The 19,515-nt window shown below is 33.4% G+C and carries 14 protein-coding genes and 1 pseudogene; 10 read left to right on the forward strand and 5 right to left on the reverse strand.

What is annotated here, in order from left to right; genetic code table 11:
* Window positions 1-83: 83 nt before the first annotated feature.
* Window positions 84-839, reverse strand: coding sequence for an IclR family transcriptional regulator (locus ACM591_RS02450; RefSeq protein WP_029378099.1), 756 nt, complete (start codon window positions 837-839; stop codon window positions 84-86).
* Window positions 840-986: 147 nt separating this feature from the next.
* Between ACM591_RS02450 and ACM591_RS02455 the strand changes: the two genes are divergently transcribed.
* Complete coding sequence (locus tag ACM591_RS02455; RefSeq protein ID WP_029378100.1) at window positions 987-2,348, forward strand: gluconate:H+ symporter; 1,362 nt, start codon at window positions 987-989, stop codon at window positions 2,346-2,348.
* 21 nt (window positions 2,349-2,369) lie between these two features.
* A complete protein-coding gene (locus ACM591_RS02460; protein WP_326026689.1) occupies window positions 2,370-3,389 on the forward strand; it encodes an alcohol dehydrogenase catalytic domain-containing protein in 1,020 nt (339 codons plus the stop codon).
* 157 nt (window positions 3,390-3,546) lie between these two features.
* Here ACM591_RS02460 and ACM591_RS02465 read toward each other — a convergent pair whose 3' ends face one another.
* On the reverse strand, window positions 3,547-5,136 hold the full coding sequence (locus ACM591_RS02465) for an L-lactate permease (RefSeq protein WP_326026110.1): 1,590 nt from the start codon (window positions 5,134-5,136) through the stop codon (window positions 3,547-3,549).
* Window positions 5,137-5,546: 410 nt separating this feature from the next.
* Here ACM591_RS02465 and ACM591_RS02470 point away from each other — a divergent pair, with 410 nt between their 5' ends.
* From ACM591_RS02470 to nagB, 4 genes and pseudogenes are all read left to right on the forward strand, one after another.
* A complete protein-coding gene (locus ACM591_RS02470; protein ID WP_326026015.1) occupies window positions 5,547-6,773 on the forward strand; it encodes an MFS transporter in 1,227 nt (408 codons plus the stop codon).
* Window positions 6,774-7,383: 610 nt separating this feature from the next.
* Window positions 7,384-8,415, forward strand: a complete 1,032-nt coding sequence (argF, locus tag ACM591_RS02475; protein ID WP_038679207.1) for an ornithine carbamoyltransferase — start codon at window positions 7,384-7,386, stop codon at window positions 8,413-8,415.
* A gap of 300 nt (window positions 8,416-8,715) precedes the next feature.
* Window positions 8,716-10,253, forward strand: a pseudogene (gene ptsG, locus ACM591_RS02480) (glucose-specific PTS transporter subunit IIBC).
* 59 nt (window positions 10,254-10,312) lie between these two features.
* Window positions 10,313-11,050 (forward strand): glucosamine-6-phosphate deaminase, encoded by a 738-nt coding sequence (gene nagB, locus ACM591_RS02485; RefSeq protein ID WP_326009145.1) that lies wholly within the window; start codon window positions 10,313-10,315, stop codon window positions 11,048-11,050.
* Between the two features lie 350 nt (window positions 11,051-11,400).
* Here nagB and ACM591_RS02490 read toward each other — a convergent pair whose 3' ends face one another.
* The 3 genes from ACM591_RS02490 to ACM591_RS02500 are packed head-to-tail and all read right to left on the reverse strand — an operon-like array spanning window position 11,401 to window position 14,629.
* Window positions 11,401-12,615 carry a NupC/NupG family nucleoside CNT transporter gene (locus tag ACM591_RS02490; RefSeq protein ID WP_038679205.1) on the reverse strand — a complete coding sequence of 405 codons (1,215 nt, stop codon included), beginning with the start codon at window positions 12,613-12,615 and terminating at the stop codon, window positions 11,401-11,403.
* A gap of 9 nt (window positions 12,616-12,624) precedes the next feature.
* On the reverse strand, window positions 12,625-13,536 hold the full coding sequence (locus ACM591_RS02495) for a pseudouridine-5'-phosphate glycosidase (protein ID WP_037557157.1): 912 nt from the start codon (window positions 13,534-13,536) through the stop codon (window positions 12,625-12,627).
* Window positions 13,520-14,629: a carbohydrate kinase gene (locus ACM591_RS02500; RefSeq protein ID WP_029378109.1), complete on the reverse strand. Its 1,110-nt coding sequence runs from the start codon at window positions 14,627-14,629 to the stop codon at window positions 13,520-13,522. The genes ACM591_RS02495 and ACM591_RS02500 overlap by 17 nt, the downstream gene beginning before the upstream one ends.
* Window positions 14,630-15,108: 479 nt before the next feature.
* On the opposite strand from ACM591_RS02500, the gene ACM591_RS02505 reads away from it, so the two are divergent.
* From ACM591_RS02505 to ACM591_RS02520, 4 genes are all read left to right on the forward strand, one after another.
* Window positions 15,109-15,909, forward strand: coding sequence for an amino acid ABC transporter substrate-binding protein (locus tag ACM591_RS02505; protein ID WP_029378110.1), 801 nt, complete (start codon window positions 15,109-15,111; stop codon window positions 15,907-15,909).
* The gene (locus tag ACM591_RS02510) at window positions 15,893-16,612 is read left to right on the forward strand and encodes an amino acid ABC transporter permease (RefSeq protein WP_029378111.1); all 720 of its coding nucleotides are present in this window, start codon (window positions 15,893-15,895) and stop codon (window positions 16,610-16,612) included. Before ACM591_RS02505 ends, ACM591_RS02510 begins: the two co-directional genes overlap by 17 nt.
* The gene (locus ACM591_RS02515) at window positions 16,609-17,340 is read left to right on the forward strand and encodes an amino acid ABC transporter ATP-binding protein (protein ID WP_029378112.1); all 732 of its coding nucleotides are present in this window, start codon (window positions 16,609-16,611) and stop codon (window positions 17,338-17,340) included. Before ACM591_RS02510 ends, ACM591_RS02515 begins: the two co-directional genes overlap by 4 nt.
* 227 nt (window positions 17,341-17,567) lie before the next feature.
* On the forward strand, window positions 17,568-19,511 hold the full coding sequence (locus ACM591_RS02520) for a BglG family transcription antiterminator (protein WP_029378113.1): 1,944 nt from the start codon (window positions 17,568-17,570) through the stop codon (window positions 19,509-19,511).
* The last annotated feature ends 4 nt before the right edge of the window (window positions 19,512-19,515 follow it).

Consider the following 19,515-nt stretch of genomic DNA (forward strand, 5'->3'; position numbering starts at 1 on the left):
TGCATATCCCATCCCCACGTAGTACCCATATATAATAAATGATTTAACTGTACTTTATCAAAATAATAACGATGATGATAATATTAAGAATTTATAAAACCTAAATTTTTTGAAATGTTATTTGCTGTAGTTTGTAGTTGAGTAATATAAAATTCTTTTTTTGGCAATTGACTCGTTGAAAAAGACAAACTAATCGCACCTTGTACTTCATTACGATAATTAACGAAATAAGTGCCAACACAATAAATACCTTCTTCATTTTCTTGTTTATCCTCTGCATAACCTTGTTTGCGAATCATTTCAATTTCCTCCATAAAATCATCAAAGTTAGTGATAGTATGCTTTGTATAAGGGATGATTTCAGAATTATTCCAAACAGCTTGAATCGTATAGTCATCATACTTTGATAATATTGCTTTTCCTACGGCAGTACAATACATAGGTGCTCGTAGACCTATTTTAGAAGCCATTGTATAAATCGCATCATTTGGAATGAATTTTTCAATATAGAGAATTTCATTTTTATCTTCAATAACTAAATGACATGTTTCATTAACTGTGAAAGAAAGTTGACTAATAAAACTTTTAGCGATATTTAAATAATCAATATTTTTGATACTGGAGTAGCCTAATTGAAATAATTTATAAGTTAATTCATATTGATGTGTTAATGGGTTTTGTTTCACATAATAATTATCTATTAAAGATTTAACTAAACGATGTACAGTCGTTTTAGATAACTGTGTTTTTGCTACAAGTTCATTTAATGATATCGGGCTATGATGTGATATCAATTCTAATAAATTTAAAGCACGATCGATTGATTGAACATTGGACATAACTACACTCCTTAAATTGACAACGTTTTCATTTTAGCTTTATACTAATGAAGTATTCTATTATATGATATACCATTACACAATGTGGAACAAGGGTAAAAAATACAAAATCTATAGGTAGCTACACATCAAAAGGAGTGTATTGAAATGTTTGGAGAGTTCTGGCCACTAATCAGCGTTGTATTAGGTGTTGTTGTACTGTTATTTTTAATTATTAAATGCAAGATTAATGCCTTTATATCTTTGATAGTTACATCAATTTTTACTGGTGTGATTTTAGGTATGCCACTAGAAAAGATAGTAGAAACGGTAGAAAAAGGTATGGGAAGTACTTTAGGAAGTGTAGCAATAATATTTGGGTTAGGAGCTATTTTAGGTAAATTGCTTGCTGATGGTGGTGGCGCAAATAGAATTGCAGATACATTTATAGATAAATTTGGTGAGAAATATATAAAATGGGCAATGATTTTAGCGTCATTCATTATTGGTATTGCACTGTTCTTTGAAGTTGGATTAGTACTATTAATACCTTTAGCGTTTACAATTGCAAAGCGCTTAGGTGTATCACATATGAAGATTGGTATACCAATGGCTATTGCACTATCAGTAACGCATGGATTTTTACCTCCGCATCCTGGTCCCGTAGTCATTGCAAAAGAGTTAAATGCCAATTTAGGACAAGTATTATTTTATGGACTTATTGTAGCTGTGCCAACAGTGGTCATTGTTGGCGGACTATTAGTCAAAATCTTACCTAAATTGTCTCCCAGTGCATATAGTAAAGAAATTGATATGGCCAATATTGTTTCTGAAGTATCGATTGAAGAAAAAGATCAACCAGGGTTTAGACTTAGTGTGTTTACTGCCTTGTTACCAGTTATATTGATGTTATTTGCGACAATTGTACAAATGATCACTGGTCATCAAGATGCTGCAACCAACCAATTAGAAAGTATTATTTACTTTATTGGTAATGCACCAATAGCAATGTTGATTGCATTACTATTTGCCATGTATTCAATGGGTATTCGTAGAAAGAGGACAATGAATCAAATTATGGATAGTGCCACATCTGCCATTATTCCAATTGGGATGATGTTACTTATTTTAGGTGCAGGTGGGTCATTTAAGGAAATCTTGATTGATGGAGGCGTAGGAAAAACAATTGAACACATGTTTGTCGGCTCTAGTATGTCTCCAATCTTATTAGCTTGGATTGTTTCTTCTTTGTTGAGAATAGCACAAGGATCAGCAACAGTCGCAGCTATATCTACTACAGGCATAGTACTACCCTTATTACAAGCCACAGATGTGAATCTTGCATTAGTGACTTTAGCCATTGGCGCAGGAAGTATTATATTCTCACACGTGAATGATACTGGCTTTTGGATTTTTAAAGAGTATTTTGGATTGACCGTAAAAGAAACTTTTTTAACGTGGTCTGTTTTAGAGACAGCAATATCGGTTTGTGGTCTAGTATTTGTATTGATTTTAAATATGATTATTTAATTTGAAAGGAGAATGAATACGATGAAAGCTGTGTTTATTAATGGGAAAGAAGATATTGAATTAAAAGAAATTGAAGAAATAAGTACACAAAATAATCCTGAAAAAGTACTTATAGAAGTTAAGTACGTGGGTATATGTGGATCGGATTTACACTATTTGGCAGAAGGTGCTAGTGGTCCAGCAGTGATTAGAGAACCCTTAATACCTGGACATGAATTGAGTGGTGTTCTACTTGAATCTATGGATTATAAAGGAACGACACTTTCAAAAGGGACAAAAGTTACAGTTCACCCTGCAACATATGGTGATGAATTAGCACATGCACCACATAATCCTGAGATATGGCCGAATGGTTCATATTTAGGGTCGGCTAGATATTTACCACATAAACAAGGTGGTATGGTAGAAAAAATGTTAGTAGATAAATCGCAAATATTACCACTACCGGATAGAGTTTCTTTAAAGATGGGAGCGCTAGCTGAACCTCTTAGTGTGGGGATGCATGCAATTAATTTAGCAGGTGGTGTTACAGGTAAAAAAGTACTTGTGTCAGGAGCTGGTCCAATTGGGTTACTAGCTGCAGGAGCAGCTTATACCTTGGGCGCAGAAAGCGTGACGATAAGTGATATGTTAGAGGAACCGTTAGCGCGTGCACATGATTTAGGCGATATAGAAATATTAAATATTACAGATAATAATATTCCTGAAGATAGATACGATATAGTATTAGAGTGTTCTGGAGCTACTCCGGCAGTAACGACTGCATTTAAGGCTGTAAATATAGGTGGTACAATAATCCAAGTTGGTAATTTACAGGATAAATCTTCACCAATTAACTTAAGCCCGATTAATATCAAACAGGCTACATATCGTGGATGTTATCGTTTTAATAGAGAAATTGAAGATGCTTTAACAGTGCTAGCGAAAAACGAAAAGATTATTAATGTAATTACTCAAACATATGATATCGAAAACTTTAGAGAAGCTTTTGAAATAGCTGCAAATTCTAGATTATCATCTAAGATAATGATTAAACTATAAATGTATATTTATTATTTAGGATTGAGAGTATAGACTCAAATTTTAGTTTGGTCAGATAATTAAATAATTTAAGATAACAAAAAGTCCCACTTCTCATTTAATTGAGCTAGTGGGACTTTAATATATACTGCTATTGCTTAATGGCAGCAAGTGTTAGCTAAAAGAATAACCACGTAAATAGAAAAGTGCTGATACCTACAAGTAGGCAATATAGTAACGCAGGTCCAAGTGTTTTTCTGATAACACTACCTTCTTTTCCGGGCATATCCACAACAGCACAGACGGCTACAACATTGTGTACACATATCATATTTCCAGCTGCTGCTCCGATAATTTGAGCTGCTAATACAGTAAATGGTTCGGCACCAATTGTTTGAGCAATATTTAATTGGATAGGTGAGAATGTCAACGTAGAAACAGTTGCACTTCCTGTTATAAATGAACCTAATGCACCTAAAAATGGAGCGACAAATAACCAAATTGGTCCTAAGTAGTGTGACATATCTTTAGCGATATATTCTGGCATGCTGATTAAATCATGTGTATTAATGCCAGAGTTAATAAATACGTGTACCATTGCAAGCGTAGCAATGAGCGTGATTCCAGTTGTCTTAATAGTATTTAACGAATCAAGACTGGCATGTCCTATATCCTTTAATGGTTTACGTTGTATAAAAACAGCAAAAATCGCTGAAAGTATAAGGATTGTTCCTGGTGAATATAAAATCGCCCATTCAGATGCGATAGACTCAAAATTTAAAATGTTATTCCAAGAAATATCCAATACGTGTGTTGTAAAATGTTTGATGCTTGGGACAGTTCTAGTAAGTAATAATAAGACAACAACCATTAAATATGGGGCCCAAGCGGTTAACAATGGCATTGATTGTTCTTTTGTACTAACTTCATAATCAGGACTTAAACCATCTGTCCACGCTTCTTTAGGTAATAACCAGCCCTTTTTAGCGGTAATAACAGCAACGATTAATCCAGTTAAAGAACCTAAAATAGCAACAAATTCTGCGCCAAATAAAAAGGCATATACAAAGGCAGAGCCTGCATAAACAATACCAATTAGCGCAAGCCAAGGTAATATTTCGACGATAGATTTAAGTTTATTATTTTTGCCAAAGAATATCACCATTGCAGTAATTAAAATAATAGGTATGAAAATGCCACTCAATAAATCTAAAGTTGTAATACGTTCTGCCGTCGATTGAAAGAAAGAGCTATCTGCGTCATGTAATGTACTAAGCCCTACAAGGACAGGTGTACCAACAGCACCGAATGAAACGGCTACGCTATCAGCAACTAGTGCAGTTACAACTGCGACAATCGGGCGGAATCCTAACGCAGCCATTAGTGGGGCAGTTACCATTGCAGGCGTCCCAAAACCAGAGGCACCTTCAATTAAAGAACCAAATAAAAAAGCGACTAAGATAACTTGGACACGCATATCACCTGATATCTTTTTGAATCCTTCATTAATACGAGTTACTGCACCAGTTTGACGCAATGTATTGAGTAATAAGAGAGCGCCAAATAAAATATAAAGAATAGTAAATGTTTTGTGTGTACCTTGTAATAACGATGCAATGATAACATCACCATTCATTCCCCAAACAAAAATCCCTAATAACGTTATAATAATTGCACTTATCGTCATTCCTTTTAATGCAGACATACGTAATAATACTAAGAAAATAAACGGAACAATAACTGCACTAAAAGCAACAAGAAGCATCATAAAAATCACATCTCCCATAAAATAAATATCATCAAGTCATATGATGACTAAATATCCTTAATTGTAATCGCATTCATAGAAAATTTCAATCATTGTTAAATAAAAAATTCCATTAAAAATCTATTATATTTTTGAGAAAATACACTTTTTAGACAAGGAAGAATGTATCGGCATGCTGCTTTGAAAATTTATATTTTAGCATTTTATTACTAATAACCTAAAATAACGAAAATAAACGAAAATAAATTTGCATAAAATAAAAAAATGAAATAAAATAACCACAACATCTGGAAGCGCTTTCTGAATCGTAGTTAGCGCATTATGGATCAAGTAACTTTAGCATTAGAGAAAAATTATTTTTGAAATTAAGAATAATTAGAAACGATATTTTATAAACAGGGGTGTTATATATGAATGATAAATTAGCTAAAATGGGAATTCCACCAACGCTAATATGGGGGTACTTTGGTGTACTTATATTTATGATGGGAGACGGTCTAGAACTAGCGTGGATTAGTCCATATTTACATGAACAAGGTTTATCCATACAACAAACGGCATTATTAACAACATGTTATGGTATAACTATCGCCATAGGATCATGGTTTTCGGGTGTTTTAGTAGAAGTGATTGGGCCACGAAAAGTAATGTTATTAGGTACACTGCTATATATTATCGGACATATTATTTTTGTAGGTCTAGCAATTCCAAATATGAACTATGAAATGATGATTCCGTCATATGCAATTAGAGGTTTTGGTTATCCTTTATTTGCTTATTCATTTTTAGTTTGGGTTGCATATCGTTCTCCACAAAAACGATTAGGCGCAGCTGTCGGATGGTTTTGGTTTGTATTTACAGGAGGATTGAGTGTCCTTGGATCATTTTATTCTTCAATTACAATTCAATTATTTGGGCATTTCTTTACTTTATGGACGGCTATTATTTGGGTGCTTATCGGAACGTTTTTAGCAGTATTTGTAAATCGTGATCAATTTGAACTTGAGCATAAAGAAGATGGTTTTAAAGCACATCTGAAAGAAATGGGTGCCGGTATTACAATATTAAAGAGAGAACCTCGAGTAGCATTAGCCTGTATTGTGAGAATTATAAACCAGGCCGCACAATATGCATTTCCATTGTTTCTTCCGATATATTTATCAACCAAAGGTATAGCTACAACAACGTGGCTAAATATATGGGGGACTATTTTTATAGCCAATATTATTTTTAATATAATATTTGGGGCTTTGAGTGACAAAATAGGATGGAAGAACACTATTTCATATATCGGTGGTATTGGTTGTGCTGTATTCACTTTAGGATTATATTTTATTCCTGAAGTGTTTACTGGGAACGTATTTATCGTTGGAACTGTAGGTTTTTTATGGGGGATGTGTTTAGCAGGTTTCGTACCAATATCGGCACTTGTACCCTCTCTTGTTCATGATGGTGACAAAGGTCCAGCAATGGCGATATTGAATTTAGGTGCAGGATTATGTGTTTTTGCTGGGCCAGGATTAGTTGCGTTGTTCTACGATAGTATTGGTGTAAAAGGTATGATGTACTTAATATTTGGTTTATATGTAGCTAGTGCTATTATGACGCGTTTCTTAAAAACTCCAGAAGAGAGATAAGTGAAAGTAAGGAAGCTGTTTAAAACACTATTATCAATTGAATGAATATGAAAATTCTATGCAAAAGGTAAGTATATAATTTGAAAATAAGTACACGGCATAAAGCCTATTAAGCTATGGTGGGATAGCTTAATAGGCTTTTAATAAATCGACGTTTAATGACTGGTTACTATATTCATTTTTAAAATTTAATGTGATTATGAGGTTTTTGGGGTGGAACAACAATGTACTTGTTTATTTTTCCTGAAAACCGCCAGAAACAAAATGAGCAGCGATTTGTTTTATAAGAGCTAAGATTTCTTTAAACATCACAATTCACCTCCATCAATTAACTTATTACAATATAAAGATACTATAAAGAAAATAATAAATGTTTTGTAACGCATAAATAAAAATTTTAACTTCATAAGTGTTTATTGTCAGATATTTTAATTGCTTAAATGACATAAAATTACGCTTATGTGTAGAAATACTCAGAAATAGCGTTTTTAAGGTCGTTAAATTATAAGATAATTCAATAATATACACTTTAAGGTATATTTATACTTGATTTTATTTAAAATTACAGTTATTATGTATATAAATCTTATAAAAATATTGGAGTGATGGAATTGGGGCGTACACAACAGCACTAAACAAATTACAAACATTTAAGGGTAAACATTTTTTAAAAACATGCGATTTTTCCGCTGATGAGTTGCACACTTTAATTGATTTTACTGGTGAATTAAAAGAAAAGAAAAAGCGTAATATCCCGCATCCTTATTTAAAAGGTAAAAATTTAGCATTTTTATTTGAAAAGCCGTCTACAAGAACTCGTTCAGCTTTCAGTGTTGCTGCTTATGATTTAGGTGCATATCCTGAATATTTTGGGCAAGGAGATATTCATTTAGGCGTTAAAGAATCTGCAGAAGATACTGCAAAAGTATTGGGTAGAATGTATGATGGTATTGAATTTAGAGGACATCACCAAAAAGACGTAGAAGCACTTGCTACAAGTGCTGGCGTACCAGTGTGGAATGGCTTAACTAACGAGTGGCACCCAACGCAAATGATTGCAGATTTCTTCACATTAAAAGAGAACTGGGGCACTTTAAAAGGTAAGACGTTAACTTATGTAGGCGATGCTAGAAATAATGTAGCACATGATTTGCTAATTACTGGGGCAATTTTAGGTGTTAACGTTCATATTGCTGCACCAAAATCTTTACAACCCAATAAAGATATTCAATTATTGGCTCAAAAATATGCTGCTGATTCGCAAAGTGATATTTTGATTACTGATGATATTCAACAAGCGATATATCAAACTGATGCAATTTATACAGATGTTTGGTTCTCTATGGGTGAAGATGAAGGGTTATTAGAATCTCGCATCAATCAATTGTTGCCATACCAGGTAAATGAAACTATGCTAATGAATACGATGAATCCAGATGTTATCGTGCTACATTGTCTACCAGCATTTCATGATGTGAACACAGAAGTAGGTCAAAAAATATATGAAACATATGGTCTGACTGAAATGGAAATTGCAGACGATGTATTCAGAGGAAAACATGCTGTTATTTTTGATCAATCAGAAAATAGATTACATTCAATTAAAGCAATAATGGCCGTTACATTAGGTGACATCTTTTAAATAATTATCTTCAAAAGATTAGGTCAAAAATATTTTTCTAATTAATGTTTTTACCTATCACTAGTATATTAACATTTACTGCAGAAATTATGACAAGATGACTTTCGATACTGTTAGTCACTACCAATATATTATTCGAGGCTGAGACATTTATAGATGTCTCAGCCTCTTTTTTGTAGATTTATATGTTAATCAAAAGAAAAATGAATCCTTTTTTGAAAATAATTTTCATTATTAATATAAATATTGATTATAATTTTCTGTAATTGTATATTTAATGTAATTAGGAGGTTAGCTATTATGAGTAAATTGTTTGAAAGAGCACAACAATTTGGGAAATCATTTATGTTACCCATAGCAATTTTGCCGGCAGCAGGCTTATTACTAGGAATCGGTGGTGCATTAAGTAATCCGAATACAGTTAAAGCTTATCCAGTATTAGATATTAATTTATTACAGAATATTTTTATTTTAATGTCATCTGCTGGAAATATCATTTTTCAAAACTTACCAGTTATCTTTGCTGTAGGCGTAGCTATAGGATTGGCGAAGAGTGATAAAGGTACTGCCGGATTAGCGGCAATGCTTGGATTTTTAATCATGAATGCGTCTATGAACGGATTGTTAACTATAACTGGAACATTAGCAAAAGACAACTTAGCAGAAGTAGGACAAAGCATGGTACTAGGTATTCAAACTGTAGAAACAGGGGTGTTTGGTGGGATTGTCACTGGTATAATGACAGCGCTTTTACACAATAAGTTTTATAAGATATCGCTGCCTGACTACCTTGGTTTCTTTGGTGGTTCACGTTTTGTACCGATTATTACAGCAATTGCATCCATTGTATTGGGTGTCATTATGTTTTTTGTTTGGCCAACAGTACAAGGATGGATCTTTGGTGTCGGTGGATTAGTAGATAAAACAGGGGTAATTGGTACGTTTTTCTTTGGCTTTATCTTGAGATTGTTAGGTCCTTTTGGATTGCATCATATTTTCTACTTACCATTTTGGCAAACAGCTTTGGGAGGATCGTTAGAAGTTAAAGGACATATGGTTCAAGGAACGCAAAATATTTTCTTTGCACAATTAGGGGACCCTGACGTTACAAAGTACTTTTCAGGTGTTTCACGATATATGTCGGGTAGGTTTATTACCATGATGTTTGGGCTTTGTGGCGCAGCATTAGCGATTTACCATACGGCTAAACCAGAACGTAAAAAAGTTGTAGGAGGATTGATGCTCTCTGCGGCTTTAACATCGTTTTTAACAGGTATTACAGAACCATTAGAGTTTAGTTTTTTATTTGTTGCTCCCATATTATATGTGATTCATGCGTTTTAGACGGCCTAGCATTTATGATGGCAGATATTTTTAATATAACTGTAGGCCAAACCTTTAGTGGAGGATTTATAGACTTTTTATTATTTGGTGTGCTTCAAGGAAATTCTAAAACAAATTTCTTGTGGGTAATCCCAGTTGGTATCATCTGGTTTATGATGTACTATGTTATTTTTAGATTCTTGATAACGAAGTTCAATTTCAAAACGCCTGGTCGTGAAGATGAAACGGCAACTGAAACTGTAGAAGTAACGGATCGTGCTAAGACAATAATTCAAGCACTTGGCGGTAAAGAAAATATAGACGTAGTTGATTGCTGTGCTACTCGTTTGAGAGTGACGTTAAACAGCGATAAAGAAGTAGATAAAGCTATGTTGACAGCCACGCAAGCTAGAGGAGTTATTCAAAAAGGGAATGGCGTTCAAATTATATATGGTCCTCATGTTACTACGATAAAAAATGAGGTTGAGGTGCTTTTAGAAAATGAAAAATTATAATATAACGTTTGAAAAGATATGAGGCGATATTAACGATTGAAGAAAGATAGGGTGAAAAGATGAATGTTATAAATTTGAAAAATCAAACTATAGCCAGTCAATATTTAGCAACTGAGTTGTTAAAACAACTTAAGACTAAACCTGATACAGTTTTAGGTTTGGCTACAGGTAGTACAATGATAAACGTGTATAAATATCTATCAGAATTATTGAATATTAATCAAATTGATTTATCACGTGTGGTTACATTTAATTTAGACGAGTATATTGCTTTAGCACCAGACCATAAACAGAGCTATCATGTGTATATGAACGAACATTTATTTAAACATAATGATTCGTGGCAAGAAGGTAATATACATTTACCAATGGGAAATGCAAAAGATGTTGTACAAGAAGCTAGGGCTTACGAACAACTTTTATGTGATATAGGCCCAGTAGATATTCAAATATTAGGGATTGGTGAAAATGGACATATTGGGTTTAATGAGCCATATACATCTTTTGAAAGTGTAACGAACGTAGTCGATTTGACACCCTCAACAATTAATGCGAATAGCAAATACTTTGAAACAATTGAAAATGTACCTAAACAAGCAATATCGATGGGACTTTCATCTATTATGCGAGCGAAGCGAATTATTTTGTTAGCATTAGGTGAACATAAGAAGGAGGCAATCAAACAGCTCTTAGAAGGTGATATATCCGAATCGTTACCTGCCAGTATATTGAGACAACATGCTAATGTAGAAGTGATCGTGGATGATGAAATATTCCAATTGAATAAATATCACTAAATTATAATCATAATATTATGACGTAACTTGTGAACAATAATTATATTAGTGGTTGAAATGAGGTTAATGGCGCAGTGCAGAAGTCTAAAGAAATTATTTTAGATTTCGGTACTGCGCTTTTATATTTATAAAAATATTGTTTCAAGAAATAACAATTATACAATTTTAAAAGGGGTGTATTGTGATGGTAAATGTGAATAAAGAACGCATGAAAACATAAAGAACTACTATTTTCACTAATGAAAATTAGTAGTTCTTATACGTGAGCAAAGCTTAGGTAAGCCAATTAACGATCTATTCCCATATTTCAGGGTCAACGATGTGTGAAAGTATTTGAACAATAATTCGTATTATAATACTAAACCAATCATAGATGCTGAAATGATTGAAGCTAAGGTAGAACCAATCAATAAACGCATAGCAAATGAAGCTACTTTATTCCCCTGTTCGGTACTAAATCCTTTTATTGATCCAACAATAATGCCAACTGTACCAAAGTTAGCGAAACTAACAAGATATACTGAGATAATACCTTGGGTACGATGTGAAAGCGTATCGGCTAATTTTTGGAAATCTAGCATAGCAACGAATTCGTTAGTAATCAATTTTGTAGCCATAATTGAACCTGCTTGAACTGCTTCATGCCAAGGAATTCCGATAATAAAAGCGATTGGTGCAAAGATGAAACCAATTAATTGTCTGAAGTCTAACCCGACTAAGTTGAATAATACAGTGATAGCTTCCATCAGTGAAATGAATGCTAGTAGCATAATAGCGACACTAACAGCAATTTTAAACCCATCTGTAGCACTATCACCAATCATTTGGAAGAAAGGTACTTTTTTAGGTTTTGTAGTATTGTTCTCATGCACACTATGATTAGCCGTTAAATTTGATATTTCAACATCTTTATCATCGGATTTATACGGATTAATTACACTAGCAATAATTAATGCACTGAAAATATTAAGCATCACTGCGGTAACAACAAATTTAGGCTCGAGCATTTGCATGTAGGATCCTAACATCGCCATACTCACTGCACTCATACCAGAAGTAGTTATTGTATATAATTTAGCTTTAGATAGTTTCGGTATCATTTCTTTAATAGTTAAGTAAACTTCTGGCTGACCTAACATAGATGTAGAAATAGCAAAATAACTTTCTAAACGTCCCATACCAGTCAGTTTATTGATGACGATACCAATATATTTAATAATAAATGGAAGTATTTTAAAATAATTCAATACACCTATTAATACCGAGATAAATACTAAAGGAAGTAATACAGTAATAAAAAATGTAGAAGCTCCCTTATTTTGCAAACCACCGAATACAAAACCAATACCAGCTTTACTAATATCTAATAAAGACTCAAAAAATGAGCCGAGTGTTGTTAGTGTCGTTAAACCAATAGTTGTATTCATCATAAATATTACGATAATTACTTGAATGACTAACATGGTTAAAGGCTTTTTAAAATCAATGGATTTTCTATCATAACTAAAAATAAAAGAAAGTATTAATGCAAATAGAATACCGGTAATGCAAAATAGAATGGACATTTAAATCACCTACAATTGAGTGAAAGCAACAGCGATTTTAGCTCCTAGAACTGCATTGTTTTCAACAAGTTTTATATTTGTTTCTAAACTTTTACCTTCAGACTTTTCGACAATTTTTCCAAGTAAAAATGGTGTGGAATCCTTTCCGCTAATCCCTTTTTCCTCTGCTTCCTTTACAGCATCTGTGATAATGCGATCAATATAGGATTTAGATAGCGCATGTGCTTTTGGTACAGGGTTAGCAATGACGATACCGCCATTTAAAGATAAATCATTTTTAGCTTTGCAAATTTGAGCGATAGCCTCAGGAGAGTCGGCTGAACTGTTTAATTTAATACCACTTTCGGGTGTGAAAAAGGCAGGAAGTTCTTCGGTTTGATAACCAATAACAGGTACACCCTTTGTCTCAAGGTATTCAAGTGTTTTTGGTAAGTCTAAGATGGATTTTGCTCCTGCACAGATAACAGTTACATTAGTTTGTCCTAATTCTTCTAAATCGGCTGAAATATCCATAGTTTGTTCAACACCTCTATGTACGCCACCAATTCCTCCAGTAACAAAGAATTGAATACCTGCCAATTCAGCACAAATCATTGTAGAGGCAACTGTTGTTGCACCGATACGTTTAGTAGCAATAATCTCTGCTAAATCTCGACGTGATACTTTGGCAACATCGTCATGTTTAGCTAGTAATGTTAGTTCTTCAGTTTCTAAACCTATTTTAATTTTCCCGTTAATTAAGGCAACGGTTGCAGGGATTGCGCCATTATTTCTAATTATTTGTTCAACATTTTTAGCCATCTCAACATTTTGTGGATAGGGCATGCCATGTGAAATAATAGTCGATTCTAAAGCCACTATAGGTTTATTACTATCTTTGGCTTGTTGTACTTCTTGTGAAAATTCAATGTATTGTTTCATCTTTATATTCCTCCAAATCTCTAAATATTTGTTTTTTATCTAAATTTTGACGAACAGTATAATTCGTTTCTATCGTTTTCCTCGCATTTATCATGCCAGCATTTAGTATGTCAACTATACCTAGACCATTCAGCCAACTGAAGACCACTGCACTAGAAAATGAATCACCTGCTCCTGTCACATCTACAACCTCTTTTGAACTAAGAACGGGTTTAATGATTTCTGTTTTTTTATCTTTATAGATAAGTTCTTGAACTCCGTTTGTGATGATCACTTTAGAGACGCCAGCATCTATCCATTTTTGTGCAGCTTTTTTCATATCATTTATGTTTTGGATTTCCATATTGAAATAAGTTTCTGTTTCATCTCGATTAATAATAAGCCAGTCTATTGCATGTAATGAATCAGGCATATGCTTCATCTTGGGTGATGATACAGGTATAATTACTAGTTTGATGTTGTGCTTCTCAGAATATGCGCACAGAAAATCAATTGCAGGTTTACTTAAATTTAAATCTGCGACAATACATTTGGCTTTAACTAGTAAATGTGTTCGCTTAATTAAAAATTCGGGCGTGATATAGTCGTATACTTCCATATCAGCTAAGCCGTATTGCATATTACCATCATTGTCTATGAGTGCAGTGTAAGAACCTGTGTTTGCATTTTCTATTTGTTGCACGTGATCTAGGTTCATGAAAGGGCTTGATAATTTATGTATCATGTCCCACTCACTGTCATTACCACTGGTAGATAAAAATGCTACGGTTTCACCCATTCGACCAAGATTTTCTGCAATATTTCTAGCTACACCACCTACAGAACGTGTAGAAGTTACAGGATTGGAAGTTTCTAGTTGCAATGTATGATGGACATAAAACTTTCTGTCTAAGTTAGCAGCACCGATACATACAATAGGATAATTTTCGTTTAAAACATAAGCTTTACCTAAGACGTATTCTTTGCGTATTAATCCTGAAATAATATTAGCTACTGCGGGTCTTGATAAACCAATTGATAATGCTAATTCTTGTTGAGAAATAAATGGATTGTCTTGTATGCGTTTCAAAACCTCTCTTTCATTACTATTCATTGATGAGACCTCCTTTTGATAAAATCTAAACAATTGTTTGAAAATAAACTTTTGTTTGAATTCAAGCGAATCTTAGCATGTAATTTTACATTTGTATACGCTTACAAATTAATGTTGCGAAAATTGTGACAATTATAATAGGGATCTGTCACACATTTGAAATAAGTTTAAACATTGATATATGAAGGTTTTAATGGTGATTGTATTTTTATAAAATAATCCTATTATTTTAATTTTTGAAAATTATTTTTAAACGCAATCGATGTCTACTTTTGGGGAGTATAATTGAAACTGAACTGACTTTATCGATATCAAATATTAAACACTAAATGAAGAGAGTTCTATAAAATTGTAAAAAATTAAAATTATCTGAAATTAAAAAAAATATTATCTTATCGATGAAAATCTATTGACTAAATAGTGGGATAGGACTAAACTGATTTTAATCCGATAAGAATAATATGAATAGAGGGCGAGAAATGAAAAAATTATTAATGGTATTGGTTACTTTAATTGTGGCAGTGGGACTAGCAGCATGTGGTAATGACTCTTCAAGCAAAAAAGATAGCGATAGTAAAAGCAAAACAGCTAGTGAGGATAAAACATTTGTCGTAGGAACAGAAGGAACTTATGCACCTTTTTCGTTTCACGATAAGAATGATAAATTAACTGGCTATGATATAGATGTAGTGAAAGCAGTAGCTAAAGAAATGGATTATAAAGTTAAATTTAAAGAAACTCAATGGGATTCAATGTTTGCAGGATTAGATTCAGGCAGATTTAATGTTGTAGCTAACCAAGTTGGTATTAACGATGAACGTAAAGAAAAATATAAATTCTCTGAACCTTACACTTATTCACAAGGTGTATTAGTAGTAAATAAAGATAATACAGATATCAAATCATTTGATGATGTTAAAGGTAAGAAATTAGCACAAACATTTACTTCAAACTATGGTAAATTAGCAAAATCTAAAGGTGCAGAACTTACAAAAGTTGATGGCTTCAACCAAGCGATGGATTTATTACAATCAAATCGAGTAGAGGGTACGTTTAACGATAATATCTCTTACTTAGATTATAAAAAACAAAAACCTAACGCTAAGGTAAAAGCGATTGAAGGTAATGCTGAAAAGAGTCAATCTGCTTTAACTTTCAGTAAGAAAGAAGACGACAAAACAATTAAAGAAGTTAATAAAGCAATGAAAAAATTAAAAGATAATGGTGAATTAGCAAAAATAAGCGAAAAATGGTTTGGTGAAGATGTTTCTAAACCTTAATTCAGAACAACAACATGCATTAGATGCAGCCGGACAAGCATTTATGCCAATGCTTGAAGGATTGGTGAAATTTTCAATTCCTATCACATTAGTAACTTTTGTATTAGGATTGGTTATAGCACTTGTAGCTGCATTAATGCGTATATCAACAAGCCGTATTCTCAGAGGGATTGCACGTTTTTATATTTCAATCATTAGAGGAACACCGATGATTGTACAATTATTCATTATCTTTTATGGTATCCCTGAACTCGGCAGACTATTAACTAACAACTCAGAAAATCAATGGACGTTAGCACCAGTAATAGCTGCAATTATTGGTCTATCTTTAAATGTAGGCGCATATGCTTCTGAAATTATTCGTGGAGGCATCATGTCTATTCCAAAAGGCCAGACAGAAGCAGCGTATTCAATTGGTATGAATTACCGTCAAACGATTCAACGTATCATACTACCACAAGCAATAAGAGTTTCTGTGCCTGCGCTAGGTAATACGTTCCTAAGTTTAATTAAAGATACGTCGTTACTCGGTTTTATACTTGTTGCTGAAATGTTTAGAAAAGCACAAGAAGTTGCGTCGACGACTTATGAATATTTAACAATTTATCTACTCGTTGCACTTATGTACTGGGTTGTATGTTTTATTATTTCAATCGTCCAGAACTTTTACGAATCTTATCTTGAAAGAGGGTATCGTTCATGATTGAATTGCAAAATATAAAGAAAACATTTAATGATAAAAAAGTGATTAAAGGTATTGATTTAAAAGTTGATCAAGGAGAAGTAGTTACCTTTATTGGACGTTCAGGTTCTGGTAAAACGACTCTGTTACGAATGATCAACGCACTAGAATTACCGACAGAAGGCGCTGTTTACGTCAATAGTGAAACTTATGACAATAAAGATAAAAAATCACAAATTAAAGTACGTAGGCAGTCGGGGATGGTTTTTCAAAGTTATAATCTCTTTCCGCATAAAACGGCATTAGAAAATGTCATGGAAGGACTAATTACTGTTAAGAAAATGAAAAAGGCTGAGGCGCAACAACAAGCGCTAGTGCTTTTAGAGAAAGTAGACTTAACAGCTGTAAAAGACCAAAGGCCTAATGCGTTATCTGGTGGACAACAACAACGTGTAGCGATTGCGAGAGCTTTGGCGATGAACCCAAAAGTTATGCTCTTTGATGAACCTACCTCTGCATTAGATCCAGAGCTAGTAAACGATGTATTACGTGTAATTAAAGACCTAGCAAATGAAGGAATGACTATGATTATAGTTACGCATGAGATGCGTTTTGCGAAGGAAGTTTCAAATAAAATTGTGTTTATTCATGATGGTGTTATTGGGGAGTCAGGTGCACCTGAACAAATTTTTAATCACCCACAAACAACAGAGTTGCAACGCTTTTTGAATATGCTTAGAGAAGCGTAAAATAAATAATGTTTGAATGAGACGGAAGCTAAATAGCTGAAGTCTCATTTTTTATTTTTTAAAAGTAATTATTATAAAATGTATCGACCATACAAATGTCACTATATAATTTATTAACAGAAGATAATTTTTTTGATGTGCAACTTTTCGTATTAGTAGGCGAAGAAGATTACACATCTACAAGCGTAAGAAAGCGATTACAATATAAATGTAAGGAGGTTGCTAATATGTTAAGCAAGAGGCAGTATCATATTTTGACGTTCATTATTGAACGAGAGACTTTTGTGCAAATTCATAATTTAGCAACACATTTCAATGTTTCAGAGAGAACCATTCAATATGATCTTGAATACATTGAAGATATGGCGAGTAAATTAGCTTTAACGATTCAAAGAAACAAATATGATGGTATTAAAATCACGACATCATCAGAACAACTAAAGGCTGTAGAACCTCAATATTTGTCAACGTCTATACATTATTCCAAAGACGAACGGTTGTTGTATATTACTTTAAAGCTCTTTGAATCTACAACCCCAACTGCTTCACAAGTACTGGCAACCATGGTTTCAGTGACTCGACGTACGATAGTGGAAGATTTAAAACGTGTACAGCAATGGCTCGAGGAACACGATTTACAGTTGAAATATGAGAAGAATAAAGGGTTCTTAATTAAGGGCGATGAAAATGCCTATCGTAAGGCATATGCAGAAATGGTTCATGAATATTTTCAAACACATACGCACCAAATGGGCCATCATTTATTCTCAAATCATGAATTAGAACAAATTCGCTTAAGTGTAGCTTCGGTGTTGATTGATGCAAATTATCAACTCGTACAGAGTGCAATTGATGGATTGATTTACCACATTTTAATTGCGATTCATCGGGCGAATGAGGATTTTATTTTTGAGATTCCGGATAAAGAATATAAAAAGTTACAGAAGACAGAACAATTTCAAATAGCCTTAAAAATTAAAGCGCAATTAGAACAGATTTTTAAGCTTCATTTTCCAAAAAGTGAAGCTGCTTTTATTACTTTACATCTGCTAGGCGCAAAGACTTCAGAAGTAAATCAGTATCATCGTGAAATAGACGATTTGGATATTTTAACGGAACAACTGATTGAGCGAATGAGTGGAGACTTGGGATTAGATTTAATGTCAGATAGTAAATTGTTATACGGTTTGGTTGTTCATTTAAGACCAGCAATTCATAGGCTGAAATTTGATATGACACATGACAATCCTTTGAAAGAAGAAATTATCTTGCAATACAAGCAACTGATGGAAGGTATAAAAAAGCATATATGGGGCATTGAAGAAACTTATAATATTGAGTTTGATAATAATGAACTAACTTATATAACCTTGCATTTTGCCTCAGCAATTGAGCGTATTTCGACTGTGACAACAAATAAAATTAAAGTTGTATTGTTATGTGGTTCTGGGGTAGGCACTTCACAACTATTAAAAAGTAGAATCGGTCACATTTATCCAGAACTCGAGGTAGTTGATGCTTATTCTATATATGAAATAGATGACAGTATGCTAAAGCATGAAGGGGTTGATTACATTATATCTACAGTCCCTTTCAATCAAGTAACAGTACCTGTGATTAGAGTTTCACCATTTTTAGATAAGAATGATCGTATCCAATTAAATGAAATTATTAATCACTCTAGAGAACAATACATTGATGATTTACGTGGTATTGGTCCTACTCTAGAACAGGTGTTACCACAATCCAGAATATTAACGCAGCAACCAGTACTTGCACGTGATGATGCGATTAAACAAGCTGTATCCACGCTAGAAAAAGATGGCGTAGTGGACAAAGCATATGCGACTGATATCATCCAACAATTGGATACGTTTGGTCCTTATATGGTCATTAGTCCTCATATCGCATTGATTCATGCAAAGCATGATCATGTACAACAACCAGTGGGCTTTAGTTTGATCCAATATGAAAATGGTGTTCATTTTTCACATGATCAATATGACCCGGTGTATATAGTCATTACTTTAGCTACAGCACAACCTCAAATCCATCTAAATGCGTTGCGGCAACTAAGTACACTAATTATGGATGAAGCAGCAAGAGAGGCTGTGTTTTCAGGAGATATAACAGCTATTATGGAACATATTAAGCATGTAAGCCAACTGTAAGGAG

It is taken from the genome of Staphylococcus sp. Ze2, assembly GCF_048568365.1.
Classification (GTDB): Bacteria; Bacillota; Bacilli; order Staphylococcales; family Staphylococcaceae; genus Staphylococcus; species Staphylococcus xylosus.

Bases quoted from the DNA above. Each gene is read 5' to 3' on its own strand.
- ACM591_RS02510 (WP_029378111.1), top strand. From the start codon at position 15,893: ATGTTTCTAAACCTTAATTCAGAACAACAACATGCATTAGATGCAGCC.
- ACM591_RS02465 (WP_326026110.1), bottom strand. From the start codon at position 5,136: ATGATGCTTCTTGTTGCTTTTAGTGCAGTTATTGTTCCGTTTATTTTC.
- ACM591_RS02495 (WP_037557157.1), bottom strand. From the start codon at position 13,536: ATGAAACAATACATTGAATTTTCACAAGAAGTACAACAAGCCAAAGAT.
- nagB (WP_326009145.1), top strand. From the start codon at position 10,313: ATGAATGTTATAAATTTGAAAAATCAAACTATAGCCAGTCAATATTTA.
- ACM591_RS02460 (WP_326026689.1), top strand. From the start codon at position 2,370: ATGAAAGCTGTGTTTATTAATGGGAAAGAAGATATTGAATTAAAAGAA.
- ACM591_RS02520 (WP_029378113.1), top strand. From the start codon at position 17,568: ATGTTAAGCAAGAGGCAGTATCATATTTTGACGTTCATTATTGAACGA.
- ACM591_RS02515 (WP_029378112.1), top strand. From the start codon at position 16,609: ATGATTGAATTGCAAAATATAAAGAAAACATTTAATGATAAAAAAGTG.
- ACM591_RS02505 (WP_029378110.1), top strand. From the start codon at position 15,109: ATGAAAAAATTATTAATGGTATTGGTTACTTTAATTGTGGCAGTGGGA.
- ACM591_RS02490 (WP_038679205.1), bottom strand. From the start codon at position 12,615: ATGTCCATTCTATTTTGCATTACCGGTATTCTATTTGCATTAATACTT.
- ACM591_RS02450 (WP_029378099.1), bottom strand. From the start codon at position 839: ATGTCCAATGTTCAATCAATCGATCGTGCTTTAAATTTATTAGAATTG.
- ACM591_RS02455 (WP_029378100.1), top strand. From the start codon at position 987: ATGTTTGGAGAGTTCTGGCCACTAATCAGCGTTGTATTAGGTGTTGTT.
- ACM591_RS02500 (WP_029378109.1), bottom strand. From the start codon at position 14,629: ATGAATAGTAATGAAAGAGAGGTTTTGAAACGCATACAAGACAATCCA.
- ACM591_RS02470 (WP_326026015.1), top strand. From the start codon at position 5,547: ATGAATGATAAATTAGCTAAAATGGGAATTCCACCAACGCTAATATGG.